The sequence below is a fragment of the Armatimonadota bacterium genome, from assembly GCA_016789105.1.
GTDB lineage: Bacteria > Armatimonadota > Fimbriimonadia > Fimbriimonadales > Fimbriimonadaceae > UphvI-Ar2.
In genome coordinates, this window is the sequence record JAEURN010000001.1 from 128499 (window position 1) to 153968 (window position 25470).

At 59.6% G+C, this 25470-nt stretch carries 25 protein-coding genes and 2 tRNA genes; 16 read left to right on the plus strand and 11 right to left on the minus strand.

Annotation, left to right across the window (positions count from 1 at the left end):
- Positions 1-143: 143 nt before the first annotated feature.
- Entirely contained in the window at positions 144-1310 is a 1167-nt protein-coding gene (locus JNM28_00675) for a phosphoglycerate kinase (GenBank protein MBL8066945.1), read from the minus strand.
- Between the two features lie 336 nt (positions 1311-1646).
- Here JNM28_00675 and JNM28_00680 point away from each other — a divergent pair.
- From JNM28_00680 to JNM28_00700, 5 genes are all read left to right on the plus strand, one after another.
- Positions 1647-1722 (plus strand) — tRNA-Cys (locus JNM28_00680).
- A gap of 74 nt (positions 1723-1796) precedes the next feature.
- Positions 1797-2579 (plus strand): hypothetical protein, encoded by a 783-nt coding sequence (locus tag JNM28_00685; protein ID MBL8066946.1) that lies wholly within the window; start codon positions 1797-1799, stop codon positions 2577-2579.
- Positions 2576-3163, plus strand: a complete 588-nt coding sequence (gene scpB, locus JNM28_00690) for an SMC-Scp complex subunit ScpB (protein ID MBL8066947.1) — start codon at positions 2576-2578, stop codon at positions 3161-3163. The genes JNM28_00685 and scpB overlap by 4 nt, the downstream gene beginning before the upstream one ends.
- Entirely contained in the window at positions 3160-4320 is a 1161-nt protein-coding gene (locus JNM28_00695; protein ID MBL8066948.1) for a D-alanyl-D-alanine carboxypeptidase, read from the plus strand. The genes scpB and JNM28_00695 overlap by 4 nt, the downstream gene beginning before the upstream one ends.
- Positions 4321-4324: 4 nt before the next feature.
- On the plus strand, positions 4325-5086 hold the full coding sequence (locus JNM28_00700) for an rRNA pseudouridine synthase (protein ID MBL8066949.1): 762 nt from the start codon (positions 4325-4327) through the stop codon (positions 5084-5086).
- Here the strand turns inward: JNM28_00700 and JNM28_00705 are convergent.
- From JNM28_00705 to JNM28_00715, 3 genes are all read right to left on the minus strand, one after another.
- The gene (locus tag JNM28_00705) at positions 5083-5640 is read right to left on the minus strand and encodes a DUF429 domain-containing protein (protein MBL8066950.1); all 558 of its coding nucleotides are present in this window, start codon (positions 5638-5640) and stop codon (positions 5083-5085) included. The two genes, JNM28_00700 and JNM28_00705, sit on opposite strands and share 4 nt — an antisense overlap.
- Positions 5637-6329, minus strand: coding sequence for a hypothetical protein (locus JNM28_00710; protein ID MBL8066951.1), 693 nt, complete (start codon positions 6327-6329; stop codon positions 5637-5639). Before JNM28_00710 ends, JNM28_00705 begins: the two co-directional genes overlap by 4 nt.
- A 273-nt stretch (positions 6330-6602) precedes the next feature.
- The gene (locus JNM28_00715) at positions 6603-7892 is read right to left on the minus strand and encodes an adenylosuccinate synthase (GenBank protein ID MBL8066952.1); all 1290 of its coding nucleotides are present in this window, start codon (positions 7890-7892) and stop codon (positions 6603-6605) included.
- Positions 7893-8095: 203 nt separating this feature from the next.
- Here JNM28_00715 and JNM28_00720 point away from each other — a divergent pair, with 203 nt between their 5' ends.
- On the plus strand, positions 8096-9280 hold the full coding sequence (locus JNM28_00720; GenBank protein ID MBL8066953.1) for a thiolase family protein: 1185 nt from the start codon (positions 8096-8098) through the stop codon (positions 9278-9280).
- A gap of 150 nt (positions 9281-9430) precedes the next feature.
- On the opposite strand, the gene JNM28_00725 is transcribed toward JNM28_00720, so the two are convergent.
- Positions 9431-10093: a response regulator transcription factor gene (locus JNM28_00725; protein ID MBL8066954.1), complete on the minus strand. Its 663-nt coding sequence runs from the start codon at positions 10091-10093 to the stop codon at positions 9431-9433.
- 57 nt (positions 10094-10150) lie between these two features.
- Between JNM28_00725 and JNM28_00730 the strand changes: the two genes are divergently transcribed.
- The gene (locus JNM28_00730) at positions 10151-11110 is read left to right on the plus strand and encodes an ABC transporter ATP-binding protein (protein MBL8066955.1); all 960 of its coding nucleotides are present in this window, start codon (positions 10151-10153) and stop codon (positions 11108-11110) included.
- A gap of 31 nt (positions 11111-11141) precedes the next feature.
- Here JNM28_00730 and JNM28_00735 read toward each other — a convergent pair whose 3' ends face one another.
- Entirely contained in the window at positions 11142-11693 is a 552-nt protein-coding gene (locus JNM28_00735) for a TetR/AcrR family transcriptional regulator (protein ID MBL8066956.1), read from the minus strand.
- Positions 11694-11761: 68 nt separating this feature from the next.
- Between JNM28_00735 and alr the strand changes: the two genes are divergently transcribed.
- Positions 11762-12856 (plus strand): alanine racemase, encoded by a 1095-nt coding sequence (gene alr, locus JNM28_00740; protein MBL8066957.1) that lies wholly within the window; start codon positions 11762-11764, stop codon positions 12854-12856.
- A 55-nt stretch (positions 12857-12911) separates the two neighbouring features.
- Here alr and JNM28_00745 read toward each other — a convergent pair whose 3' ends face one another.
- On the minus strand, positions 12912-13874 hold the full coding sequence (locus JNM28_00745; protein MBL8066958.1) for a hypothetical protein: 963 nt from the start codon (positions 13872-13874) through the stop codon (positions 12912-12914).
- A 25-nt stretch (positions 13875-13899) separates the two neighbouring features.
- A complete protein-coding gene (locus JNM28_00750; GenBank protein ID MBL8066959.1) occupies positions 13900-15975 on the minus strand; it encodes a thioredoxin domain-containing protein in 2076 nt (691 codons plus the stop codon).
- Positions 15976-16060: 85 nt separating this feature from the next.
- Here JNM28_00750 and murJ point away from each other — a divergent pair, with 85 nt between their 5' ends.
- The 3 genes from murJ to JNM28_00765 all read left to right on the plus strand — a co-directional run bounded on the left by murJ (position 16061) and on the right by JNM28_00765 (position 19583).
- Positions 16061-17695, plus strand: a complete 1635-nt coding sequence (gene murJ, locus JNM28_00755) for a murein biosynthesis integral membrane protein MurJ (GenBank protein MBL8066960.1) — start codon at positions 16061-16063, stop codon at positions 17693-17695.
- 290 nt (positions 17696-17985) lie between these two features.
- Complete coding sequence (locus tag JNM28_00760) at positions 17986-18507, plus strand: hypothetical protein (protein ID MBL8066961.1); 522 nt, start codon at positions 17986-17988, stop codon at positions 18505-18507.
- Between the two features lie 137 nt (positions 18508-18644).
- Positions 18645-19583: an aldo/keto reductase gene (locus JNM28_00765; protein ID MBL8066962.1), complete on the plus strand. Its 939-nt coding sequence runs from the start codon at positions 18645-18647 to the stop codon at positions 19581-19583.
- Here the strand turns inward: JNM28_00765 and JNM28_00770 are convergent.
- Together JNM28_00770 and dut are read right to left on the minus strand one after the other, a co-directional pair.
- Positions 19580-20671: a tetratricopeptide repeat protein gene (locus JNM28_00770; protein ID MBL8066963.1), complete on the minus strand. Its 1092-nt coding sequence runs from the start codon at positions 20669-20671 to the stop codon at positions 19580-19582. The genes JNM28_00765 and JNM28_00770 overlap by 4 nt on opposite strands.
- A complete protein-coding gene (dut, locus tag JNM28_00775; protein MBL8066964.1) occupies positions 20649-21098 on the minus strand; it encodes a dUTP diphosphatase in 450 nt (149 codons plus the stop codon). The genes JNM28_00770 and dut overlap by 23 nt, the downstream gene beginning before the upstream one ends.
- A 22-nt stretch (positions 21099-21120) precedes the next feature.
- Between dut and JNM28_00780 the strand changes: the two genes are divergently transcribed.
- Genes JNM28_00780 through JNM28_00795 form a run of 4 tightly spaced genes read left to right on the plus strand, consistent with a single transcriptional unit; the run spans position 21121 to position 23798 of the window.
- Entirely contained in the window at positions 21121-21789 is a 669-nt protein-coding gene (locus JNM28_00780; GenBank protein MBL8066965.1) for a carboxyltransferase domain-containing protein, read from the plus strand.
- Complete coding sequence (locus tag JNM28_00785; GenBank protein ID MBL8066966.1) at positions 21786-22544, plus strand: LamB/YcsF family protein; 759 nt, start codon at positions 21786-21788, stop codon at positions 22542-22544. The genes JNM28_00780 and JNM28_00785 overlap by 4 nt, the downstream gene beginning before the upstream one ends.
- Complete coding sequence (locus tag JNM28_00790) at positions 22541-23401, plus strand: hypothetical protein (protein ID MBL8066967.1); 861 nt, start codon at positions 22541-22543, stop codon at positions 23399-23401. The genes JNM28_00785 and JNM28_00790 overlap by 4 nt, the downstream gene beginning before the upstream one ends.
- Positions 23402-23414: 13 nt before the next feature.
- A complete protein-coding gene (locus JNM28_00795) occupies positions 23415-23798 on the plus strand; it encodes a DUF393 domain-containing protein (protein ID MBL8066968.1) in 384 nt (127 codons plus the stop codon).
- Positions 23799-23801: 3 nt separating this feature from the next.
- On the opposite strand, the gene JNM28_00800 is transcribed toward JNM28_00795, so the two are convergent.
- Positions 23802-25118 (minus strand): PDZ domain-containing protein, encoded by a 1317-nt coding sequence (locus tag JNM28_00800; protein ID MBL8066969.1) that lies wholly within the window; start codon positions 25116-25118, stop codon positions 23802-23804.
- A gap of 98 nt (positions 25119-25216) precedes the next feature.
- On the opposite strand from JNM28_00800, the gene JNM28_00805 reads away from it, so the two are divergent.
- A tRNA-Ala gene (locus tag JNM28_00805) sits at positions 25217-25292 on the plus strand.
- The last annotated feature ends 178 nt before the right edge of the window (positions 25293-25470 follow it).

Genomic DNA, 25470 nt, shown 5'->3' on the forward strand with positions numbered 1-25470 from the left:
CCCTGCGGCAACCGGCACCGCCGGTTGGTGGCAACTGATTCATCCGGAATTGCCGGCTTTCATCAACAGGTGGTATCCAAACCCACAGGCCGCCCCGATCGCGACCATCGCTGTCGCTTTTAAAAGGTGAGTCCCCATTTCTGTCACTTATCCATTAATGCGGCAATGCCAGGCAAAGTTCTCCCTTCCAAAAACTCAAGAGAAGCACCGCCTCCGGTTGAGACATGCGTGACCTTGTCGGCAAGGCCAAATTTTTCGATGGCCGCTGCAGAATCGCCGCCTCCGACGATAGAGGTGCCGTGGCACTCGGTCAGCCCCATGGCGACCTGTTTCGTCCCATTGGCAAAAGCATCGAACTCGAAAACGCCCATGGGACCGTTCCACAAAACCGTCTTGGCATTCGCGGCGATCTGCCGGAATGTTTGGGCGGATTCCGGGCCGATGTCCAAACCCATCTGGTCGGCCGGTATGGCATTGCTGGCCACAACCGTCGGCTGGGCATCGGGAGCAAAGGCGGGGGCCGCCACCGTGTCCGCTGGGAGCACGATCTTTGGGTTCTCCATCAATCCTCGACAATAGTCGAGCGAATCTTCATCAAGCAAGGATTTCCCGATTTCATCGCCTCGGGCTTTGAAAAAGGTGAAGGCCATTCCGCCGCCGATGACCAATTGGTCGACCTTTGGCAAAAGGGAGTCGATCACCTGGATCTTGTCTTTGACCTTGGCGCCTCCCATGATGGCACCGACCGGCCGTTGAGGGTTTTCCACGGCATTCCCCAAAAAGTCGATCTCCTTTTCGATTAAGAACCCGGCCACGGCAGGGAGGAGATGGGCAACCCCTTCGGTCGAAGCATGGGCCCGGTGGGCCGTGCCGAAGGCGTCATTGACAAAAACCTCCGCCAATGAGGCGAGTTTTTGGGCAAACACGGGGTCGTTGTCCTCTTCCTCCGCGTAAAACCGGACGTTTTCCAGCAGGACGGCATGCCCCGGCTGCAAATGGGCACTTGCCTCCTCGGCATCCGGCCCGATGCAATCCGCTGCGAGCGGCACTTGTTGGCCCAAGAGTTCGCTGAGCCGCTTGGCCACCGGCCCCAGCGTAAACTCCATGTCGCGCTTCCCTTTTGGCCGGCCGAGGTGAGAACAGAGCAAAACCGCCGCGCCCTGATCCAAACAGTAGCGGATGGTGGGGAGACTCGCCGTGATTCGGATGTCATCGGTGATTTGGCCGTTTTCCATTGGGACATTAAAATCGCACCGCATCAGCACTTTTTTGCCATTCAAATCAATGTCGCGGACGGTTTTCTTGCTCAGGGCCATGCCGGCATTTTACAGGTCAGGGGTTCAGGGTCGGGCCGTCTTGCGATTCTTGGCAGGATTTTCGAACCATTGGGGGTGGAACCGCATTCCTGGATGGCAAGGAAGTTTTTCCTTTCCTTAAACCCTCAAGGCCCTCGCTTGTCGGGGGCCTGCATTTTTGTTGGAGCATTGGCCGACAGGCACCAATCAAAAGGGGAACTCATGACACCGTGGTGCAACTTGCCACTTCGGGTGGCAAGGATGCAAACATCTGGCCCATGCCCATGATGGCTGGCTCTGCCGGCGTCCCCTTCACCAGTTCAATTGCCCAGGTATCATGGCTCTCCCCGAGGCGACGTACCCAAGTGGTTAAGGGGAGGGACTGCAAATCCTTTACGCACCGGTTCGAATCCGGTCGTCGCCTCCACTTTTTATTCTTCTGGGGTGTGGAAAACCCAAGCCCCGTTCCCCGCTCTCCATTCGTCTTGAACGCTCAGACCGATGAGCGCCATCGCCCATGTGCCGTACCAACCAACCCAGCGTCAGCTGTCGGCGGCATTCGGCGTCATCGAGCCCCCGCCGATCCAAATCGACACCGCCGCCTTCCAAGGCCCGTTGGCGACATTGTTCGTGATGGTCCGGGATCATAAGGTCGATCTCCTTGGCGTTCCGCTGGGCCCAGTGTGCGAGGCCTACCTCCGCTACCTTCTGGAAGGGGCGGCCGACTGCTTGGAATCCCATGCGGTTGCCGTGAGTGCCCTTTGCTGGCTATTGGAGCGCAAAGCCTGGATGCTCCTCCCCGTTGAGGCCGCAGAAGAAGAGCCCGAAAGCCACGATTCGTTCGAGCTGATAGAGCCTTACGTCCAAGAATTCCTGCCCGCCATCGATTCCTTGATGGGCAAAAAAGGCGAACGGGAGCATCTGTTCTTCCGCACCGGCGACCAATCTTCGTTATACGAACTGCCGTTTGAGACCTCGGCCGTCACTACACTTGACTTGGCCAAAGCGCTGGAGGCCGTGCTTGCCCGCGCCAAACCGGACACGGTGGAACGGCTCGACAAACCTCGGCGCAGCATCAGCGAGCAGATGGTTTTGGTTTTGCGCGAATTGCGGGACATCCCCTTGCCCTTAGAGGATCTGATTCCGGGCGAATTCACCCGCTCCGAGGTAGTCTGGTGGTTCTTGGCCTTGCTGGAATTGATCCGGCTCGGCCAGGCGTCCGTGACCATGCAAGACTGCACCGTCCGATTCAGCCGGTTCCAGCCGCCCAAGGAGCGTGGATGAGGCTGGCCCAAGCGTTGGAAGCCCTCCTTTTCGTTGCCGATAGCCCCGCCACTCCCGAAGAACTCGCCCGCGCACTGGGAGTTCCGATCTTTGAAGTCGAAGAGGCGCTCGAAAAGCTCGGCGGACGGCTCCACCACACCTCGGCCCTCCAATTGGTGCGCATCGCCGGCGGATACCAGCTTTGCACCAAACCCGAATTCGCCGAACCGGTGGCCCGGTTCACCCAACCCCAAGGGAGCAAGCTCTCCCGTTCGCTGATGGAGGTTCTTGCCGTTGTCGCCTACAAGCAACCGGTCACGCTCGCAGAATTGGAGCAAGTCCGTGGGGTGGATAGCGGTTACGGGATTCGCCAACTTGTGGACCGCCGCCTGGTCTGCGAAATTGGCCGCCGCTCAACCCCCGGGCGGCCCGCCGAATATGGGACGACCCAGCAATTCCTCCACGCCTTCAATTTGCAATCGCTTGAGGATTTGCCGGTCGTCAATTTCGAATCCCCGATGCTCCCCCAAGCCGTCGGCACCGCCGAGCCGCCCGACCAGCCGTCGCTGCTTGAAGCCGAGGACGGCCAGCCCAGCCTGGCATGACGCCCTTTGTCCTGTTGTGTGCCATCCGGCATGTCTGCACCGAAGTGGGGCAACCGGCCGGCCCAACTGTCACGGCCGATGCGGCGATCGTGGTGCACGCCGACACCGGACGCATCCTATGGGGCCGCAACATCCACCGTAAGACTTATCCGGCAAGCACGACCAAGATCTTGACCACGCTGATCCTGCTCGAAAACTCCAATCCGGACGACCGGATCACCGCCCCCCAAGACACCAAGAAGATCCCCGAGTCGTCCCTCCATCTTGTCCCGGGGGAATCGATCTCCGCCAAAGATGCGGCCTACGCGTTGATGCTCCGCAGCGCCAACGATGTTGCGCACGCGGTCGCCGTCCATTTCGACGGGTCTGACGCGGGGTTTGCGCGCCGCATGGACGCCTACGCAATCAAGATCGGGATGCGGGATTCCCATTTTGAAAACCCCAACGGTTTGCCATCTCCCTGGCACAAAACAACCGCCTATGACCTTGCGGTCTTGGGAATCCATGCCCGAAAAAACAACCAATTGGTGGAAATTTCCCGCACTCAAACCTACAGCGTGACCAGGGATCCGTTGCAGAAAGACACGTTGTTGGTCAACCGGAATAAGCTCCTGAAAGAAGATCCAAACAATTGGGGGTTCAAAACGGGATTCACCAACGATGCCGGGAGGTGTTTTGTCGGGTATGTCAAGTCGCCGGTCGGTGATTTGGTCACGGTCATCTTGGGAAGCGTGGATTGGGCCGGAGACCAGACCGCCCTGTCCCGGTGGGCGGCTGGGACATTCAAACTCATTCCGGATATCGCCGAGGCTCACCCGGTCAGCATCCGGGCCCAGAACCAAAGCGGCGACATCCCCCTCAGCCTGGCGCCCGCCAAACCGGTGGCTGCCATTCTCAGCCAAAACGACATGGATAAGATGAAGGTCGAATTGCCAGTCTTGAAGGCTCCCATCAAAAAGGGTGAGCCGGTCGGGATGGTCGCCTATTCCCTGCCGGATGGGACGGTGTACAAGGTGCCCGTGGTCGCCGCCAATGCCGTAGAAGCCCAGTTTGCCCCCGCAGATGCTTTGCGGAATCCGGCGGCTTGGGTGTTTCTTGCGGCTGCCGGCGGAGCCTACTGGTACCGCCGCCGGGCTTACGACCGGCTAAACTCCTGAGCCTATGGCCGGCGGCGAACCAGAAACCGATGGCGCAATGCGCCTCCACCGTTACCTGGCCCAATGCGGCGTGGCAAGCCGGCGCAAAGCCGAGGAGATCATCGCTCAGGGGAGGGTTGCGGTCAACGGCGAAATCGTGGTCCAACAGGGATCCAAGGTTAACCTCGGAGATGTTGTCGAAGTAGACGGGGCCCGAGTTGCCCCTCCGGAACCCAGGCTTTACCTGCTAAACAAGCCTTTGGGGGTTGTGACGACCATGGATGACGAACGCGGACGCACCGCCATCGCCGACCTTTTGCCCCCCAGCGCTCAGGGCGTTAAGCCCGTCGGGCGATTGGACATGAACACCGACGGGCTCATTTTCCTAACCAATGACGGCGACCTGGCCCACCGTCTCTCTCACCCCAGATTCGGGATCGAAAAAGAATACGTCGCCACGGTGCAAGGCATGCCAACCGACAAAACTTTGCAAAGGCTCAGCCGGGGCATCACCATCGACGGCGAAAAAACCGCACCGAGCCGTTGGGAGTTCATCAGCCAGGTGAAGAACGAGAATCAGGCCCGGTTGCGCATCATCTTGCACGAAGGGCGTAACCGCCAAATCCGGAAAATGGCGGATGCGGTCGGTCATCCGGTCATCGCCCTCCGCAGGGTGAGAATCGGCAGCTACAGCGTCAAGGGGATGTCACAAGGGGAACTCCGGCTGATCGGCAAAAAAGACTACGACGCCCTCCGCAAAAAGCTCGGCCTTCCCCCGATGGGTTAAACCCAAATGGGTCCCAATTCGTCGCCCAATCCGTAAGGTTTGGCTTGCCCGAGCAGGTACCTCTCGGCAACCCAGGCGCAAAGGCATGCGTCGACGAAATCTTTATATCCTTCCCGCTTTGCGATACCCCCTTCCAACAATTTCAGGGGAAGGATGAAATCACAATCCCCCAATTGCCGGCTGACGGCAGTCGGAAATGTTTCGATGACTTTCACTTGGGGGATAAGTGTCGCGATCGACTCCCAGAGGATTTCCCCATTGACCATCCATTCAGGCGGGACGTTTTCCGGCCGCCTTGTCCATTGCATCCGGAATCCCAATCCGCTAAGTGCCCTCTCGGCTTCCCGAGATTTCGGTCCGACGATCTCCGCTTGGGGCGGGCAATCGATGGCGATGCACGCAAGAGAATCGAACTCCAACAGAAGCCGGGCGGCTTGCCCCGGGTCGTGCACGTTGCCCAGATGGATGACCTGACGGCTCGCCGTATCCAGTATCGCGATATGGAATCCCCGCCTTTTTCCAGCGACGTCTATTCCGGCGACGACTTGATTCATCCAGTCAGCTTTTTGAACAGCCCCTCGCCAAACCACACTTTTTTGCGCTCCATTTGAAAATGCCCGGCTTTGAGCAGCGGGTCGGCCGCATTAAGTTTGTCGATTTTCTCATCGCTGTCCGTCAGGAAAAGATAGAACCCGCGCCCTCGCTCGTTTTTGTCGGCGGCTGGTCCAACCAATCCGGCATCGCCGTTCCTCATCAAATCCAAATTGTGGTTGATATGCCCGGCCATGGCCTTGTTGAACTCGTCCCCCTTCATCTCACCATAATGGGGGCCTTCTTTCACCCAGGCCAGGGTGCCCCGAATCATCTTGGTTTTGCCCTCCACCCATTCATAGGTGAATAGCCCCTTCGGAGCCATCCACGAGTACAGCTCGAGCTTCAACAACCCATTTTTGACGAAGGGGTCGGATTCGAATTCTGCGGCGACTTTGTCTTTTGGGAGCTGCAATATGACGATCCCCCGGTCGTCACCGCCGTCGTCGAACGGCCCGGCGCAAGGCGACTTGCGTTCATTAAAGAGCCGGCCTAAGTTGGCGATATGCCCTTTTTGCATCTCCTCCAACGCTTCTTCGGTGATGCCCTGGGGCCGGGTTCCCCGCTTGAAGATCAGCAGGGTCACCGTCTCCATCGGCGGGAGCTTGACGTCTTGGGCGGCCATTGTGATTCCTAGGATTGCGGCGAGCATTGTGGTTCCTCAGTTTACTTGTCGCACCAAGTTCGGCGTTCCCGACAAAGTCCGTTGCAATTTCCCCAGGAGCGATAGATTTGACCAGCGAACCGTTCGTTTGCTGCTTTGAAACGGTTTGAAGCGCCGGTTCCCCGGTCAGTTTCACCCGCAGAGACACAAAGCAGATTGCCCCCTCCCCAAGTTTGGGGAGGGTTGGGGAAGGGTTACCGCTTTCTTAACAAGGGCGGGACTCTGAGAAGGGCACTGGTTTCACCAGCGGCACCCCCGCACTCAGCTCCAAATCAAATCCGTGCGCAAGACAATCGTCTGATCGCGATCCGGCCCGACGCTGAGAATCGCCGCCGGCGTTCCGGTGTACTCCTCAATGAACCGGACGTATGCCTGCACATGGGCGGGTAAGGCATCCCACGACTTCACCTCACGGATGTCTTCATCCCAACCAGCCAAAGTTTGGTACTGCGGCTGAACCGCCGACCATTCGCCGATTGAGCCCGGCACGTAGTCGATCGGCCCCGCGCCCAAGTCGTAAGCCGTGCAAACCTCTGGATTCTTAACCCCCGCCAGGGTGTCCAGACGCGTGATGATGAGCCCGCTCATCGAATTCACCCGGGCCGAGTGACGCAGGGCCACCAGGTCGAGCCAACCACATCGGCGAGGGCGGCCGGTGGTGGTGCCGTATTCGTGCCCTTGTTCGCGGATCTGGTGGCCGATTTCGTTGTCCTGCTCGGTCGGGAACGGCCCTTCGCCCACACGGGTCGCGTACGCTTTGCACACCCCCAGCACGTTGTGGATGTCGCGCGGCCCGATGCCCGTGCCAAGGCACGCGCCGCCCGCTGTGGGGTGGCTACTCGTGACATACGGGTAGGTGCCGTGGTCGAGGTCGAGAAAGGTGCCCTGCGCCCCTTCGAACAACACCCGATCGCCCCGGCGGACGGCCTCTTGCAAAATAGATTCGGTGTCGCTGACATAGGGGGCAATCCGCTCGGCATAGCTGCAGTATTCGGCGTAGAGCGAATCGAACGCCACCGGCTCCCCGCCCAGCAGTTGGATCAACCGGTTCTTGAATTCCAAAACTTGGCGCAGGCGTTCGGCAAAGACCTGCTGATCCACAAACTCGCCCATGCGGATGCCGACGCGTTGGACTTTATCGGTATACATGGGGCCGATTCCGCGCGAGGTCGTGCCGATCTTGTTGTCACCCCGGGCGGATTCTTCAAGTTGGTCGAGCAGCCGGTGGTACGGGAACACCACATGGGCGGCGGGCGAAATTTTAAGGTCGCCGAGTTCGGGTTGCAACTCGCGGGTACGGTCGATTTCCTCCAGCAGGGCCTTGGGGCAAACCGCCATGCCGCCGCCCAAAATGCTGAGCGTGTTGCGGTGGAGGATGCCCGCGGGGAGCAGGTGGAATTTGAAGGTCTTTCCGCCCGTGATGACGGTGTGCCCGGCATTGTTGCCGCCTGAATACCGGACGACATAGGCGGCTTGGTTGCCGAGCACGTCGACGATCTTGCCTTTGGCTTCATCGCCCCATTGGGCGCCGACGATGACGAGGGTGGACATGGATTTTGGTGTTCTCCGGTCTCCGCCGGGCACAAATAACGAGCCGGCGGGTCTGTGATGCCGGTGGGTTCAACCACCGCATCGAGGATCCGCCGGCAATTGCCGATAGCCTTATCTCGACTGGCTTATTGTATCGGAATCTGCGCCGGAGGGTGTTGCCCCTGGGACCCCGGGTCTCGGAGACGCATGGGTAACCTCCAATCATGAACGACAGCGCAGTCTATATCCTCGGCGGCAAGCGGACGCCGATCGGCGCGTTCCAGGGGGCCCTTGGCACCCTGACGGCCCCTCAACTCGGAACCGCCGCCATCCACGCCGCCCTTGAAGCCAGCGGTGTCAACGCCGACCAGGTGGACGAAGTGCTGATGGGCAACGTGCTCAGCGCCGGGATCGGCCAAGCCCCCGCCCGCCAAGCCAGTCGAGGGGCCGGGATCCCCGATTCCACCCCCTGCACAACCATCAACAAGGTGTGCGGGAGCGGGATGAAAACCATCATGATGGCGGCCCAGGCGATCAAATGCGGCGATGCCCAAATTGTTGTGGCCGGGGGCATGGAAAGCATGACCAATACCCCCTATGCCCTGCCGACTGCCCGGGCCGGGATGCGCATGGGCAACCAATCCGCCGTTGACCTCATGATCCACGATGGGCTTTGGGATCCTTACGACAATATGCACATGGGCAGCTGCGGCGACCTGTGCGCCAGCGAAAAGGGGTTCAGCCGAGAAGAACTCGATGCCTACTCTGCCGAAAGCTACCGCCGTGCTCTGGCCGCGCAAGAATCTGGCAAGTTCCAAGATGAACTCACGGTTGTTGCGGTTCCACAGCGCAAAGGCGACCCCGTGATCGTCACTGCCGATGAAGAGCCTGGCCGCGGAAATCCGGCCAAACTCCCGGAACTCCGGCCGGCCTTTAGTAAAGACGGCGTCACCACCGCCGGCAACGCCAGTTCCATCAACGATGGGGCTGCCGCCCTGGTTTTGGCCTCCCAAGCCGCGGTGGATCAAAACGATTTCAAGCCTATCGGCCGGGTTGTGGCCTATGCGCAGCACGCTCAAGAACCCAAATGGTTCACCACCGCCCCCGCTCAGGCCGTGCTCAAATTGCTCAACAAGACCAACCTCACAGTAGCCGATATCGACCTGTTCGAAATCAATGAAGCGTTTGCCGTGGTGGCCATGACCACCGCCAAAGATGTGGGCATCCCCCACGACAAGTTGAACGTGAACGGGGGCGCGGTTTCCATCGGCCACCCCATCGGCATGACCGGAACGCGCTTGGTTTTGACCGCCCTCATGGAGCTACGGCGTAGAGGCGGGAGATATGCCATTGCCTCTCCTTGCATCGGCGGCGGCGAAGCCACTGCGGTTCTTGTGGAAGCCCTGTAAACCACATTTCCCTCCTCAGGACTGGGGAGGATCTGAGAGGGGTTGGCAACGTCTACCGGCCCCTGTCACTTCTTGTTTGAAAGCGGGTTGTCCACAAAAAAAGGGCCCGGACTTACCAGTCCGGACCCTCTTCATCCGTGTTGCCAACCGTCAGTTTCCCGGGACCAACTTGGCCCGCACGGCCTTCATTGCGGCTTCGGTGCGTGAGTTGACCTGAAGGGCTTTCAGGATGTTGCTCACGTGGTTTTTGACGGTTTTCTCAGCAATGCTCAGGTGGTTGGCGATTTCCTTGTTGCGCATGCCTTTGGCGATGAGCTCAAGGATTTCGGTTTCGCGGTCGCTCAGGACGTAGAGTTCGGTGTCGTCGGTCTCATCGTCGTCCTTCACGCGTCGGAAGTCTTCAATCACCTTAGTGGCGATCCGCGGCGTGATCTTGGCCTCGCCCCGATGGGCAAGCCGGATCGCGTCGATGACTTCTTGGGGGGTCGATGTTTTGAGGAGGTAGCCCAGGGCTCCAGCTCGGAAGGCCTCGAACACCACCTCGTCTTCCTCGTTGATCGTGAGCACGACCACTTGGATGTCTTTTTCTTTCTTCAACACGCGGCGCATCAATTCGATGCCGTCGAGGCGGGGCATGTTGATATCGGTCAAGAGAACGTCCGGCGGATCCGCCAGCACGGCATCCAGCGCCTCCTGCCCATCTTTGCAGATCGCCAGGATCTGGCATTCGGGCATCAGCGTCAGGGTGCGTTGGATGGCGTTCCGGTAAGCCGGTTCATCGTCGGCAATGACAACACGGATGGTTGACGACATGCCGACGAGTATACACATAAGGCCCTGATCAGGTCGGCGGGGCCATAATAAAACTCCATGCCCCTTTTGGAAGTCGATAACCTGTGCGTCGAAATCGGTGGGACTCCGATTCTGCGGGGAGTGACCCTGAGCGTCGACGCCGGGGAAACTTTGGGGATCGTCGGTGAATCGGGATGCGGCAAATCGATGACCGGGCTCGCCGTCATGGGGATGCTCCCGCCAGGCGGCAAGGTCGTCGGCGGGTCGATCAAGCTCAATGGGCGGGACATCGCCCACCTTCCGCCCCGCGAATGGCAAAAGATCCGGGGGCAAGAAATCGGGCTGGTGATGCAGGACCCGTTTACCAGCCTCAACCCATTGATGCGCGTGGGCGAACAAATCGCCGAAGTGCTGCAAATCCACAAAGGGGTCGCCAAAGCCGAGGCCCTGACGCAGGCGGTCGAAATGCTCCGCACCGTCGGTGTGCCTTCGCCAGAAGCTTCGGCCCGCAAATATCCCCACCAAATGTCTGGCGGTCAGCGCCAAAGGGTCGTCATCGCCACCGCGTTCATCGCCCGGCCAAAACTCTTGATCGCCGACGAACCCACAACCGCCCTCGACGTCACACTCCAGGCCCAGATCTTACGGTTGCTCGAACAACTTCAAAAGGAGGAACGCACCGCCGTCGCCGTCATCAGCCACGACATCGGGGTCATCGGTAGCGTGGCCGACCGGGTGGCCGTGTTCTATGCTGGCCGGGTCGTCGAATCCGGCCCGGTGGAAGAAGTCTTGCGCCGGCCCCGCCACCCGTACACCAAAGCGTTGCTGGAAGCGATTCCTACCCCGGGGCGCGACCGCCTGGCCACCGTTTCCGGCCAGCCGCCCCTGCTTGGCGACCTCCCGGCCGGGTGCCCGTTTGCGCCGAGGTGCCCCGACCGGCACGACCGTTGCGACCAAGAACCGGGGTCGTTTCCTAATGGAGCCGCAGAAGTCGCCTGCTGGCTGGCCGAATCTGGTTCCATCGCGGCAAAACCATAGGTCTCCGCTGGTTGCACGCGCTTTGGCCCGGTCAGGCGAGCAACGATTCAAAAACGGCGTCGATTTTTGCGGTTGCGTCGAATTTTTGCCCCGTCAGGTGCGCCGCGGCCATGAACCCCAGCAGTGTTGCCGCCAACAGTTCGGGATCGGCATAAGGCGAGCCTTTCTTGGTTTTGGCCGCCTTGAGGGCTTCTGATAGTGCGGCCACCCAATCGGAATACAAGGCCAGAACCTGCTTCCGCAATTCGGCATGTTCGACAGATGCTGCATAAAGGCTGAGCAAGACCTTGGCGAACCGGCTTTGCTTTTTGCAATAGGCTTCGGCCAGCGCCAGTTCCCCTTCGGCCTTTTCCGCGGAGGAGCCGAGGCCATCATAGAACTTGGCCCGGTCCGTGGCAAATTGGTTGCGGGCAAATTCGGCCACCCCCAGCAGCAAGTCGAGCCGCTTTGGGAAGTAGTAGTGGATCGTGGCGTGGTTCATCCCCATTTCCGCTGCCACTGTGCGGGCATGCAGGCTTTCCAACCCTTGGGTGCCCACAATGTCGTAACACTTCTGCAGGATTTCCGGACGGCGCTTTTGCATGCCCCATTTTAACCGACCAGATGGTCGATTTGCCATCGACTGCCGATACGGCGTGCCAAAATGGGGCTGTGGAGCCGTATCCCCGGACCTGGGCTGAAATCGATTTCCCTGCTATGGCCGGGAACATCGCAGCGATCCGGGACCGCGTGGGGCAGGGGGTGCAGATCGGCCTTGTCTGCAAAGCCGATGGCTACGGACACGGATTGGTCCCCGTCGGCCGGTTTGCCAGCCGCAACGGGGCCGATTGGCTTTGCGTCGCCAGCGTGCAAGAAGGCGTGGCCCTGCGGGACGCGGGGGTGGATTGCCCGGTCATGGTGATGTCGCCGACCCTGGCGGTAGAAGCCCGTCAGGCGGTGTTCTACGATTTGGACGTCTTCGTTGAATCGTTGGAGGCCATCCACATTTATCAACAAACCGCCCAATCGCAAGACCGCCAGGCCCGGCTCCACCTCAAGGTCGATACCGGGTTGCACCGATTTGGGTGTCGCCCAGACCAGGTCGGGACGCTCGCCGAAACCATCCTCAGGCTCCCCAACACGGAACTCCGTGGAGTCGCCCAACACTTCTTGAATTCCTCGGGCGACCCCGCCCGGACATCAAGCCAACTTTCACTGTTCAACCAAACGATCAAGGACTTGGAACTACCTGCCGGTACGCTCACTCATGCGGCCAATTCGGCCGCAACTGCCCTCTATCCCGAGTCTCGCCAAAGCCTGGTACGTGTGGGCATGCACGCCTATGGCATCGATCCCGACAACCTTTATGGGGGACGCCTCAGCCCCGTGATGCGGTGGTTTGCCCGGATCACGTCCCTCCGCTGGATCGAGGCTGGCGAGACGGTTTCCTACAATGGAACATGGCAGGCGGAGCGGCAAACCCACATTGCCACACTCGGGGTCGGCTATGGCGATGGATACCCCCGGGCCCTGAGCAACAAAAGTCAAATCTGGCTCAATGGGGGCTCAGCGGATATTGTGGGCCTGGTCTGCATGGACCAGATGATGGCGGATGTGTCACGCATACCCGGCGTTGCCGTCGGGGACACCGTCGAACTGCTCGGTGAGAACATCCGCGTGCCGATCCTGGCCAAGCTAGCCGGCACCAACAGCCACGAAATCGTGACCCGTGTGATGACCCGGGTTAATCGCCGGTATGTTTTTTGAGCCCCGGGCACCCGCACGGTTCGGCCGGGTTGCCGATGCCAAGCAGGCACCGAGCCTAGTCACCGTTGACAAGATTGTGAACCACTCCGGAAGCCTTGTAATCGGCGACGATCCGGACCACTTCGTCGGCAACCGCTTCTTGGGCCTGATTAGTGGAGGCTCCCACATGGTGGGTGCAGATGACGTTCTTCGCCGTTTTAAGGGGGCCGTCGTAATCGCCTTCTGCGGCAGCCGGTTCACCCTCAAAAACGTCCAACCCCGCCCGCAACACCCCAGATTCGCACGCGGCGAGCAGGGCCGCCTGGTCGACCACCTCCGCCCTGGAGGTATTGATGAAGTAGGCACCAGGTTTCATCTTGGCGATCACCTGGGCAGAAATCAACCCTTTGGTGGAATCATTGAGCGCGGTATGGACGCTGACGATATCTGACCGGGCAGCCAAATCTTCCAAGCTGTCGGCCATTTTCACCCCGAGGGATAATGCCGTTTCGGATGGCATCCACCGGGAAAACGCGATCACATCCATGCCGAAGGCTTTCGCCCGGGGAACCATTTCTTGGGCGATGTTGCCCATGCCGACAAGGCCAAGGGTGAGCCCGAAGAGACCCTTCCCTTTGCTGTAAGCCTTTTTGTTCCATTTGCCTTCGTGCAAGTCGGCGGCGCACTCGGGAATGAACCGGTCTAAAGCCAACATCAACCCAAAGGCAAGTTCGGCGACGGCAATCGAGTTCTTGCCGGGGCAATTGGCGACCGAAATCCCATGTCCGGTGGCGGCAGCGATGTCGATGGTGTTGTATCCGGCACCAGCCCGGATGACCAGCTTGAGTGTGGGGGACGCCGAAAGGGCGGCGGCATCGACTTTGGTCGACCGGACGACCAAAACTTGGGGCTGAGTTCCGGCGATTGCGGCAACCAATGAATCGCCGTTTAGGTCGGCATCCTGAACAACTTCGCACCCGAGCGCGGCCATGCCATCCAACGCGGACTTCTCCAACTTGTCAGCAACCAAAACTTTCATGCCTCGACTTTACCCTTGGCCACTGTCAGAGGATTTCTCCCTTAACCGTTGCTTGACTTGGTGCATAACATTCGGTTTCCGAACAGAGTTGCCAAAACACAACCACGGTGAACTGCCTTTCCGCCCCCCTGGGTTTGACCCTTAGGTCAATTTCGGCAGTTCCGTCATACCGTCCATTTGGACTTTCCGGGAACGAGGCTTCTCCATAGACGCCGTCCAGTTCGATCCGGGTCGGGGAGAGCCAGTCGGCAGCCGGAGAATCGCTGTTGACGTGCAACCCCAAGGGGATATCCAGGATGAGCCGCGCATAACCCCATCCGTCTTCTTCCAAGGGGATCAGCGGGGGATCGAGCCGGATCGCCACTGCCGGCGACTCCATTTGGGCAAGTTCCGATGCCCGGCCCAAGGCCAACTGCTCCAGGCACTCCGTCAGAACCGTCCCGGCCGAAGCCGGAGCCCGTTGCGCCCAACCGAATGCGGCCGTCAGGTGCTGCAACGCCTCATCGTTCCTGCCAGCACGGCGCAAAACCCTGATGGCGACCCCATTGGGGCTCGGGACGGCCTGGTCGAGGAACGGCTTCTGGCGTCCGATGAGTTGTTCATGGCCGATCCCGGTGAACCAAAAACCTCGATTGTCCGAAAACTTTGCGACCATTTGGTCGATAACGGGGTCCGCATCCATTCCTGCATCCAAAAGGGCCTCGGCAAAATAGGCGTATCCATCCAAAAACGCCTCGTGGGAGGCAAAACCTTCGACCCATTGGTGGGGAAGTCCATTACGGGCAAGGCCCAGCCAACGGCTGGCCAACTCTCGTGCCAAATCGGTATGGCCGGCTTCGGCAAGCCCCGAGATGGCCAGCGCATTGGCCGAAAGCAACGCTTTGTCATCCCGGCCTGGTTGTGGCCGTGCGTTGCGGATGGACAGCAGGTCATCCAGTTCGTAGAGCCGGGAGCCGACCGTTGACCGGAAAAGGATGTTCTGGCCCGTCCGTTCCCCGGTTGCTTCTTCAGCGAAGTTGCCGTCCCTTTCCATCTCGTAAACTTCGGAGACCACTGCCGGGACTTCGTCGATCCGCCAGGTGTAGGTGGCCCCTTCGATCCCCTCCGTGTCGGCATCAAGGGCGGTAGCCAAGAATCCGCCCACGCGCATTTCCCGTTGAATCCAATCGATGATGCCGTCAGAAACTTCTTCAAACAACAGCTTTAGCCCCTGATCGTCAACCAGGCGGGCAGCGCGGGAGTAAAGCCACAGCATCTGCCCGTTATCGGTAAGCATTTTTTCGAAATGGGGCAACCGCCATTCGGCATCAGTCGAATACCGGTGGAACCCACCGCCAACATGGTCGCGGATGCCCCCCATCGCCATGGATTCCAAAGTCCTGAGGAGCATGAATGCGGCGGCCTCGAGGTACCCGACCCCAGGCAGGCCCTCCCGGACCTCCAGATAGCGGATCAAGAACCGCAAGCTGGCGTACGGCGGGAACTTGGGAGCACCCCCAAAGCCGCCGTTCACGTCATCGAACTCTTCGCGCAGGGCTACGACGGCCGAATCGGCCAACCCCACGTCGATTCGGCCACCGGCCGCCGGGATCGGCTTTTCAAGAACTTGGCGGAGCCCATCAGCGAACGAAGCCGCCTTTTGACGGATCTCCCGTTCTTCATCCTGCCAAGCACCGGCGAGGGCATGGATGATTTGGAGGAACCCCGGGTGCCCTTCCATGGGGTGCCGGGGAAAATAGGTGCCGGCAAAAAACGGTTCGGCGTCCGGGGTCAAAAAAACGCTCACTGGCCAGCCCCCACGGCCAGTTGCGATTTGAACGGCCGTCATGTAAAGGTCGTCGATGTCCGGCCGCTCCTCCCGATCCAGCTTGATGCTGATGAAATTGCGGTTCAGTGCCTCGGCGACTTCTGGATCCTCAAAGCTCTCGTGGGCCATCACATGGCACCAATGGCAACTGGAATAGCCGACACTCAAAAAGACCGGCTTGTTTTCAGATTTCGCGGCCTCCCAAGCTTCGGCCCCCCATTCCCGCCAATCCACCGGATTTTCGGCATGCTGCCGTAGGTAGGGCGATGCGGATTGGAGGAGTCGGTTGGGCATGGTCTGCCCCGAGATTACCGGTCAATCCGTTAGCCCCGGGGGGAACCTGAGCGGCATCCCCGGACGCTATACTTTCGGGACCGCTGTGCCGCAAGCTGAAAAACCTGATCCGACGATGCCGAACGTGGCAAAGGCGGGCGGCATCATGGTTGCCTCGCTTTTCCTGTCGCGGGTGCTCGGGCTCATCCGCGAAATGGTCATTGGCCGGATGTTTGGCCAATCGGTTTACACCGAAGCCTACAACGCGGCATTCCAGATCCCGGATCTCCTGTTCTATCTCATCGCCGGCGGGGCGTTGAGTAGCGCGTTCATACCAGTTTTCAGCGAATACCTGCACACGGGTCGTGAAGATGATGCCTGGGAAGTCTTCAGCGCGGTGACCAGCATCATGGCGGTTCTCGTGACCGCGTTCATCGTTGTTTGCATGGTATTCACGCCGGCATTGGTGCATCTCATCGTTCCAGGGATCAAGGGCCCAGAAGCCGATCGGATATATGAGATGGCGACATACATGGCGCGCATTATTTTGCCGGCCCAGTTCGCCTTCTTCATCGGCGGCATCATGTTCGGCACCCTGTATTCCCGGCAGATTTTCACCGTGCCTGGTCTTGGTCCCAACATCTATAACATTGCGATCATCCTGGGTGCGGTGGCCCTGGCACCGTTCACGGCGATCCCGACGGCCGGGATGAGCTGGGGGGCATTGGTGGGGGCATTTGTCGGGAATATCTTGGTTCCCTTGTGGGTGATGCGACGGATCGGGCTCAAGTTTCGGTTCACGCTCAGCACCAAGCATCCTGGTGTGCGCAAAGTGTTCAAACTGATGGCCCCGGTCGTCTTTGGGCTCTCACTCTCCGGGGTTTTTGGGATGTTCCTGGCCAGCTTCGCCAGTTTCTATTCGCGGGAAGGGGAAAGCTACATCACGGCGTTCAAGAATGCCAATACGTTGATGCAGGCGCCAGTTGGGATTTTTGGCCAAAGCATGGCGATCGGCGTCTTTCCGGCCCTGAGCCAATTTTTTGCCCAAAGCCGCATGGACCTCTTCCGTGACCAGCTGGGCAAGACCATGCGGAGCGTGCTCTACCTGTCGATCCCGGTAAGCCTGCTTCTCATCTTTTGCCCGCATGAGGTGATCGGGCTGGTCTATGAAGGCCGGGCGTTCACGCCAGCCGACACCGCCCGGACGGCCCCCTTGTTGACGGCTTTGGCAATCGGTGTGCCGTTTTGGTGCCTGCAACCCGTGCTGATGCGCGCCTTTTTCAGCGTCCAAAACACCCTCAGACCCATTATTCTGGGCACGGTAGCGACCGCCGTCTTCTTTGGCGGTTCGTGCTTAGTGGTGTGGGCAAAGCTCCCGCCGCTCATGTTGGCCCTTGCCGGCTCGGCGGCGGCAATCCTGATGGTGGTGCTCCTCCTGGCCAATGCCAAGCAGATCGTGGAGGGCCTCGCGATGCCGGCGATCCTCAAGACTGGCGGTCAATCGATTCTGGCTTCTTGCGTCTCGACTGCCATTTTCTGGGGGCTTTCCCGGGGGTTCCATTTGCTTCGGTTCGATACCAACCGGGCCGTGGACATGGTTGTCGGCCTCGTTTTCATCACCGTATCGATGTGGGGTTATTACTGGGTGACCAAACGCATGGGGATGCCAGAAACTGATTACCTGGATCGGGTCGCCAGAAAACTCAATCGCCAAAGAGCAGAAAACGATTCTGAAAAGTGAACCGTTTCGCAATCCCAGCGTTGTTCCCCTATGACCAACAATTCAAAGGGACATGCCTAAAATCGGGGAACCCAAAGCCCCCGGAACCGGTAAGTACGGTAGGCATGCGACAAAGTTAGCCGATTTGCAGTCCACTGTGGATCGGCATTTTTTTTCTTAACATCCGTATAACTTATCGGTACAAAACTCATAGTTTTCTCACGATTCCATGGAACAGGCCAATCAAGATTTCGTCTCAATCCGATAGGGCGGCCCCTGGAGGGCTTCGGTGCCGTCCGGAGAGAGAAACCATGAAACACTTGAAGACATTTGTCGTTGCTGCCGCCTTTCTTGTCTTTGGCTGTGCTTTTGCCCAGCAAGACGCCCACCCAAAATTCGTCGAGGGCAAAGGGCTTGCCCAAAACCGCGAGATCGGGGGCAAATTCGAGCTCCGCGCCACCCACAACGAACGGGGCGAAACTGTAGGGCGGTTCCTGTTCCAGGCCGGGAATGAAGAGACCCCGCGGCAAGTCACGATTGAATTGAAGCGCCCCATGTCATTGGAATTCGCCGGCGACGGATCGGTGTTCAAAGGCCGTGGCATCATGGTGGTTCGGGAAGGGCGCGATATCCGCCGCTTTGAAGGCAACATCACCGTGCGAGCCGCCGACTTGGCTCCCCCCGCCGGAGACAACGGCAGCCCCGATCCCAACGTCCCCCACGACCGCCTTGTCGTCCGATTCGAGGCCGACCGCTCGGATGTCACCTACACGTTTGAAGGAATCGTCACCCGCGGCGACATCAAAATCGGGCCAAAAGCCACCGCCGGCTAAGGGTTTTCCCACCCTCCACTCAAACCGCGGCCCCCGGAGCAGGGGCCGCCTTTTTTTGCTGAACCAGTCTGGGCGATCATGTCAAAACGGGGCGGGGCGACGATATCCCCGATTCGTGGTAAATACGCTTTTGGCCAATGAAGACTCAGTTGTTGGGAAAGTCGGACTTGCGAGTGACCTCGCTCGCCTATGGCTGCATGCGGATCGCCCGGACTTGGAACCCGGCCGAATTCACGCCAGCCCACGAAGAAGCCGGACGGCAATCGCTGATGGCCGCATATGAAACAGGCTATACGTTTTTCGACCATGCCGACATCTATGGCCGCACCCTGTGCGAATCGATCCACGGGAGGCTCCTAGCCGAATCGCCGGAGCTCCGGGCTAAAACCTTGGTCGCCACAAAATGCGGCATCCGGTTCCCAGGCGAACCGGATCCCGATTCCCCGCACCGGTACGATTTTTCGAAGTCGCATATCATCGAGAGCGCCGAGCGATCCCGTGATCGACTACAGGTTGAAACAATCGACCTTTACCAGCTGCACCGGCCCGACATCCTAATGGATCCCCGTGAGGTGGCGGAGGCGTTTGAAACGCTAAGCCACCGGAAGATCGTGCGGTTTTTCGGGGTCAGCAATTTCCGCCCCAGCATGGTAGATCTCCTCAATGCCAATTTGGATCAGCAGCTGTTGGTGAACCAGATCGAGATCTCATTGGGCCATCCCGCTCCATTTGAGGACGGGGTGGTCGACAACTGCATGATCCACGACTTGACCCCCTTGGCCTGGTCCCCACTAGCCGGCGGATGGTTGGCCGATGCGGACGCCGACCTATCGGCCAAATCTCAAGGGCAAGCCGCCCTCCATGCCTTGGTGGGTGAGGTGGCGGAAAGGCACAACACATCCCGACAAAACATCTGTTATGCCTATCTGCTGGCCCACCCCAGCCAAATCATCCCAATTGTGGGAACGACGGATCCTGCGCGGATTGCCGACTCCGCCAAGGCGTTGGACATTGCACTTGGGCGGGAAGATTGGTACCGGCTCCATGTGGCGGCCCGGGGCGCTCCTCTGCCTTAAGTGCCGGTCGGAGCGGCGGGGCTGCTGCTTTCCGTGGGCTCCGGTTCATGGCGGGATTGGGGCTCCACCGGGCTACCGGGCTGGGTTTGCCGGTCGGCATGCCAGCCGCTTGGGAACGCTTGTACCGCCAACTGATCCACGGGGGTGTTGCCGCTCAAACCTTGCAGTTCGTCATAAGAGTCCCTGGCCAAAGTGCCGACGAACACAACCCTTCCCGATTTGATCAACCGGGTTGTCACGATTTTGGTGGCGGCCCTGCCGACAAAAACGTCGGCACTGATTAGCAAAGCGGTTGTTTCGAATGGGACGCCGTCTTCTGGTTCGGCGGAGATCAAGATCTCTTGGTTTGATGGGTTCAGGAGCAAAGTGAGGATCAAGTTGCGCTTTTGTGAGTTGGCCACAACTTCTTCCAAGGCGGTTCTGTCGTCCGCGGGGGCACTCCCCAGCCGCTCGTTCAAGATTTTGGACAGGTCTGGCACAGCCGGTTCGGCGTTGGGGTTATCTGGCTTGGATTGCGCCGGCAGCCGGAGGGGGGCCGCAGGTTTTTGGCCCGTTGCCACCGCCTTAGAACGCCCCGAATTTTGACCGATGAAATAGCTCGCTGCCGCTACGGCCAGGATCACGGCGACCATTCCGACCCAGAGTGCGGTCAAGCCAGACTTCGGTTTGACTTCCAGCTGTTGGATCGTCGCCTTGTGGTCGGTTTCCTCCATCAGCTGTTGAACCCTTTCCAAAAGTTGCCTTTCACGGGCCGCCGCCGGGTTCAGGTCGAGGGTCATTTCAAACCATTCGGCCGCCTGCTTGAGTTCCCCGTGCTCCAAATAGATTTCGCCGAGCAAGGAATGCGCGGTGACATTGTTGGGGAAGGCCCGCAAAACCTTTAGGCAATGATCGATTGCGGCTTGTTTGTCCCCGCGCATCCGCGCCAAGTTGGCCTGGGCAAGGTCTTGGTAGACCCCGGTGTCGGTGTCGGCGGCGGTGTTAGAAAGCGCATACCCACATTCGGGGCAGACTTCTGTCTCGCCGGGGACGACCGCGAAACACCGCGGGCATGAAATCTTGTGATTACCGGAGTCCTGTGCTGCCAAATCCGCCCTCTCCACGCTCGGTGGCATCCAAATCGTCGACCAAATGGAGAACGGCCCGGGCCACCGGGCACACCACCAATTGGGCGATCCGTTCGCCTTTGGCTAATTGGACGACCGAATTGCTCAAATTGATCAAAATCACCCCGACTTCCCCCCGATAATCGGAATCGATCGTGCCAGGCGAGTTCAAACAGGTGATGCCCTGTTTGAGTGCCAAACCACTGCGGGGCCGGACTTGACCCTCGAACCCCGGAGGGATCGCCAAGCGGAGCCCGGTTTTGACCAGTGCGCGCTCCATGGGCGCCAGGGTCACTTCGTGGGTGCTCCGCAGGTCGAGCCCGGCCGATCCCGCGGTCGCGTAGCTGGGGAGTTGCGCATCTGGCTCGGCGGCAACTGGCAAGGAGACTTCAATCGGCTCGGTGGTCATCGGAATTTGCGTATCATGGGCCATGCGGTTCAAGCGCCTCGGCGAAGGTTGCCTCATTCTACAAGGCCTGGACTCCCCTGCGCACGCTGCTGAACTGTTTGAATCGGTTGAAGGCGTTTTGGAATGTGTTCCGGCGTTCGATCAACTGGCCATTTTCTTCGACCCAGATTCGAATGCACTCGGCCTTCTGGAGCCGGTTTTGGAGGGATCGGCCGGGCAGCCGGCGCTCCTACTCCAAAATGGGGGGGAGCAACCTGAGGGGCTGCCGCCGGCATCATCCCATGTCCTCCCGGCCTCATACGATGGCCCGGACCTGGAGGAGTGCGCCAACGCCCTAAACATAACTCCCCACCAATTGGTGGAGCTCCATGCGTCGGCCACCTTCACAGTGGAAGCCATCGGGTTTTGCCCGGGGTTCCCATACCTTTCGGGACTCCCGGCCAATCTCAGCGGGCTTCCCCGGCGTCCGACCCCCCGGCCCCAAGTCGGCCCCGGAAGCATTGCCATCGTCGGCAACCAATCGTGCATTTACCCCCTTCCCCGGCCCGGCGGTTGGAACCTTATTGCCCGCACCCCGTTGGTTTTGGTCGATCCGGAAGAAGGTTTCTTCCCCATTTCCGTTGGCGACACGCTGCGATTCGAGCCGGTTGACATCCATGAGTTCAACCGATTGGAGGGGGAACGCCTGTGAAAACGATCGACCTCAATGCAGACCTCGGCGAGGGCATCTCCTGGGAAGGAGAGTTGCTGGATCTTGTTACCAGCGCGAACGTCTGTTGCGGGGCCCATGCCGGGTCGCCCGAGACCACGCGCGCCACGGTAGAAGCGTGCCTCGCCCGAGGCATCCGGGTTGGTGCCCACCCGGGCTACCCTGATCCCAGCCACTTCGGCCGTCGAACCCTCCACGCCCTAGACATGAAGTCTCGGGATGTCGCGCATCACCTAGCCAAGCAAGTTGGACTCATTCCGGAAGCGGCATACATCAAACCCCATGGAGCCCTCTACAACGATTCGGCAACCAGTTTCGGGGGCTCCCGCAATCCCGAGGCTTGGCAAGCGTTGGGAGAAGATGGCGATTCTTGGCAAGACATGGACGACACCCTCGTCCCCGCTGCGTTCCTATTGAAATTCGTTTTCGTCAAATACCAGCTCCCCCTCATGGGGCTATCTGGCACGTACCACGAGGAGATCGCGTGGTTTTCCGGACACCCTTTGATCCGCGAAGGCTTTATCGACCGCCGATACGGTGAAAACGGCTTGTTGCTTTCCCGCTCCCACCCGGATGCCCTGATCCTCAACCCTGGGGAGGCCGCCGACCAGGCGCTGCGACTGGCCGAAACCTGCGATTCCTTGTGCATTCACGGGGATAATCCGGAATCCCCAAGGATCCTCGCTTGTGTCCGTGGTGAATTGGAGCGCGCCGGATATTCGGTGAAGGCACCGTGATCCAGATTCTGAGCACATATTCCGGGAATTTCCTGGTTCCTCAGGCCCGGCCCGGTTGGCGATCCAAGGGCGTCCCCCCCGGGGGGCCTGCCGATCCTTTTCTCGCTGGTTTGGCTCTTGGCCTAGCCGGCTCCGATTTCGCCCTTGAACTCACCGCCCCGGTCATCGTCCAATCAGATTCCCCGGTCCTCGTCTACCTTTCCGCCCCGGTTGGCTCGGCGATGCTTCCAGGTCATCCGCTGGCCGCTCTGGCGGCGATCCCCTTGTTGCCGGGTGAACCCCTTTCCCTCAATGCCCCCCATAGCGGTTTCCGCGCCTACCTTTCTTGGGATGGGATGGGAGCAGGGCGCCGGTTTGCCACACCCCTGGAGCCCGGGATGGGATTCTTTAGTGCGGGGTCAGGAACTGGGGGAAGGCTCGTCTTGTTGGACCCGCCGGTGCCGCCGGAGATGCCAGACCACCTCAGATACATTCCGGTTGGCGATCCGGCGGTCTTTGATGCGGTTGCGACGCCTATGGCAGATCGGGTCGGATCACGGTTCCGAGGCCAGACCCCTGATTTTTCGCCGCTCGCCCGGTCAGAGCCATCATTCCACGGCGCGGTTCAAGTGGCTCCGGGAGGCGAGTTCCTGATTCATGGTCCAGACGGGCCCACTCTTGGCGGGTATCCCAAAATCGGGGCCGTGATCGCGGCTGACCTCCCCGTTTTGGCGCAAATCCGGCCTGGCCAAAAAGTTGTCCTCGAACCCATGACCGCAGACGGGGCAAGCGTGGCCAGGCTTGCCAGGCAAGAATTGCTGGCCAGTTCGCTGGCAAGGGCGCGGAATGCCCTCGCCATTGCCGGGATTCGGCCGTAGAATAGGAGTAGGGATGCAAAGCGATAAGCCGATCCTTCTCTATGATGGCGATTGCGGATTCTGCCAAGCCGCTGTGGAATGGTTGCGCCGCCGCGATGCGTCGGGCCAGATCAATTGCTTGCCCAGCTTTTCCTATCCGAAACTGACCCCGGAATTGCAAGCACAGGCGCAGACCGAAATCGTTTACCTGGACGGCGGAAAAAACTATGGGGGGGCCGACGGTGCTTTGCGGGCCTACTGCTTTTTGCGCCCCTATAGCCCCTTGCAAATTTTCCGGGTGCCGCCCATGATCTGGGTGGCCCGGCTGGCCTACCGGTGGATTGCTCGGAATCGGCTACGGGTCAGCAGGTGGCTGGGGATCCCCGCCACCTGCCAATTGCCAAGCGCTCAGGATTGACGCTCAAAAAAGCCGGCTGGAAATGGGCGACCGGAGGGCTTGGACAGCCGCTTCCAAGACCGCGTCGCCATCTTGACCCCGTCCCGCTTCGACAGCCAAGGTCGGCGTGACCGGGTTGCCTTCAAGGCGGACTCCTTTGATCGTCACATAATCGCTGATGGGGTACTGGATTTCAAACCCGCCGGCCAGCCGGCCATAAACCGAAGCCAACACGGCTCCCCGCGAGGGTTGACCGACGATCTCCGCGCCCCGGACGTCCTTCATAGCCGCAGAAAAAATCTCGCTGGCACTGGCCGACCCACGGTTGATGAGCACAGCAACCCGGCCCTCGTAGCGGGGGATGCTGGGCGCACGGGGCCGGAACTTGCTGGTTCCCCAGGCCGCGATCTCGTTCACGGTGGCCGTCTCCAGATTCTTTTCCTTCAAGTAGCCCGCCATCATTTGACGATTGACAAACGTGCCGACGGCCTCATTGGAATCGATGAACAGCCCCATGAGGTGGGCGAGGTTGCTAACAGCCCCGCCTCCGTTGTTCCGGAGGTCGACGATTACGCCCTTGGCCTTGGCCGCTTCCGACATCATTTTGTTGATGTTCTCGATCTCATATCCCCGGCTGAACGAATTGATGCGGATCATGGCGATGTCATCGCCCAGCCAGGTGAGGGTGTCGGCGCGGGGTGGGGCGACGAAAGAACCCGATTTGATACTGACTTCCTTGGCGTCGTCCATTCCTCGGACGAACTTGATTTGCAGCGGCTGCTCCCCGTCGGCGCTCAGTTTGGAATCTTCTTTCACCGGCTCCCCGTTGATTTCCACGATCTTGTCACCGACCTGCAACCCGGCCTGGGCGGCTGGGCTCCCCTCCGTCACCGACTGGACAACCATGGCGCCATCTTTGAATTGCGCACTCATCCCCAGCCCGCTGGTCGTTCCCGTCCGCCGGAACTCCGCCGATTTGGGTGTCCGCAGCCCGATGTGGGTGATGCCGAATTCGCGCAAGAGTTTGTTGACGCCGTTGGTGAAGGCGTTTTCGGTATCCAATTTCACCAGGTCGTCGTGGCTTTTGGCGAGTTCGCCATCCCATTTTTTGAAGTCGACATTCGGGACAAACGCCCGGTTTTCCAAAATGTCAGTAACGCCTTTCAGGATTTCTTCCCGCACGTCTTGGGTGAACTCGACGTTTTTCTTAACCAGCTCATCGCCATTTTTGAACTGGGCGAAAGCCGTGAGCGGGGCAAGGGTGGTGAGCACGGCGATGGGGCCGGCCAACCAACGCAACGGATGGGCCATGAAGAGTGAATACGCAAGACCGTGGGTCAAAGTTCGGCAGAATTTTAACGATGTGCGGTCAAAAGCCCCCGAATACGGGCGGGGCCTTGATTCTTCCCCCGTGTTTGCGGTTCAATTCCGTTCCCTGTGGGGATATAGCTCAGTTGGGAGAGCGCTTCCATGGCATGGAAGAGGTCAGGGGTTCGAGCCCCCTTATCTCCACCACTCTACAGATTTGACAAAAACGAGCCGTTTTTCTTCTTCCGGCTCTTCTTTCGGAAGCTCCGAAATCACGGTATTTAGCATCAAATCAAAGAACTCATGAAGCTCGACTTCGAGTTTTCCGTCCCTCCAAACCGAGTTCGAACACATGTATCCGACCAGTTCGTGCTTTTGGTTGGAA

Bases quoted from the DNA above. Each gene is read 5' to 3' on its own strand.
- JNM28_00730 (MBL8066955.1), top strand. From the start codon at position 10,151: ATGCCCCTTTTGGAAGTCGATAACCTGTGCGTCGAAATCGGTGGGACT.
- JNM28_00795 (MBL8066968.1), top strand. From the start codon at position 23,415: ATGCAAAGCGATAAGCCGATCCTTCTCTATGATGGCGATTGCGGATTC.
- JNM28_00735 (MBL8066956.1), bottom strand. From the start codon at position 11,693: ATGCAAAAGCGCCGTCCGGAAATCCTGCAGAAGTGTTACGACATTGTG.
- JNM28_00760 (MBL8066961.1), top strand. From the start codon at position 17,986: ATGAAACACTTGAAGACATTTGTCGTTGCTGCCGCCTTTCTTGTCTTT.
- JNM28_00715 (MBL8066952.1), bottom strand. From the start codon at position 7,892: ATGTCCACCCTCGTCATCGTCGGCGCCCAATGGGGCGATGAAGCCAAA.
- JNM28_00725 (MBL8066954.1), bottom strand. From the start codon at position 10,093: ATGTCGTCAACCATCCGTGTTGTCATTGCCGACGATGAACCGGCTTAC.
- JNM28_00705 (MBL8066950.1), bottom strand. From the start codon at position 5,640: ATGAATCAAGTCGTCGCCGGAATAGACGTCGCTGGAAAAAGGCGGGGA.
- JNM28_00695 (MBL8066948.1), top strand. From the start codon at position 3,160: ATGACGCCCTTTGTCCTGTTGTGTGCCATCCGGCATGTCTGCACCGAA.
- JNM28_00685 (MBL8066946.1), top strand. From the start codon at position 1,797: ATGAGCGCCATCGCCCATGTGCCGTACCAACCAACCCAGCGTCAGCTG.
- JNM28_00720 (MBL8066953.1), top strand. From the start codon at position 8,096: ATGAACGACAGCGCAGTCTATATCCTCGGCGGCAAGCGGACGCCGATC.
- JNM28_00700 (MBL8066949.1), top strand. From the start codon at position 4,325: ATGGCCGGCGGCGAACCAGAAACCGATGGCGCAATGCGCCTCCACCGT.
- JNM28_00745 (MBL8066958.1), bottom strand. From the start codon at position 13,874: ATGAAAGTTTTGGTTGCTGACAAGTTGGAGAAGTCCGCGTTGGATGGC.
- JNM28_00765 (MBL8066962.1), top strand. From the start codon at position 18,645: ATGAAGACTCAGTTGTTGGGAAAGTCGGACTTGCGAGTGACCTCGCTC.
- JNM28_00710 (MBL8066951.1), bottom strand. From the start codon at position 6,329: ATGCTCGCCGCAATCCTAGGAATCACAATGGCCGCCCAAGACGTCAAG.
- scpB (MBL8066947.1), top strand. From the start codon at position 2,576: ATGAGGCTGGCCCAAGCGTTGGAAGCCCTCCTTTTCGTTGCCGATAGC.
- dut (MBL8066964.1), bottom strand. From the start codon at position 21,098: ATGACCACCGAGCCGATTGAAGTCTCCTTGCCAGTTGCCGCCGAGCCA.
- JNM28_00750 (MBL8066959.1), bottom strand. From the start codon at position 15,975: ATGCCCAACCGACTCCTCCAATCCGCATCGCCCTACCTACGGCAGCAT.
- JNM28_00780 (MBL8066965.1), top strand. From the start codon at position 21,121: ATGCGGTTCAAGCGCCTCGGCGAAGGTTGCCTCATTCTACAAGGCCTG.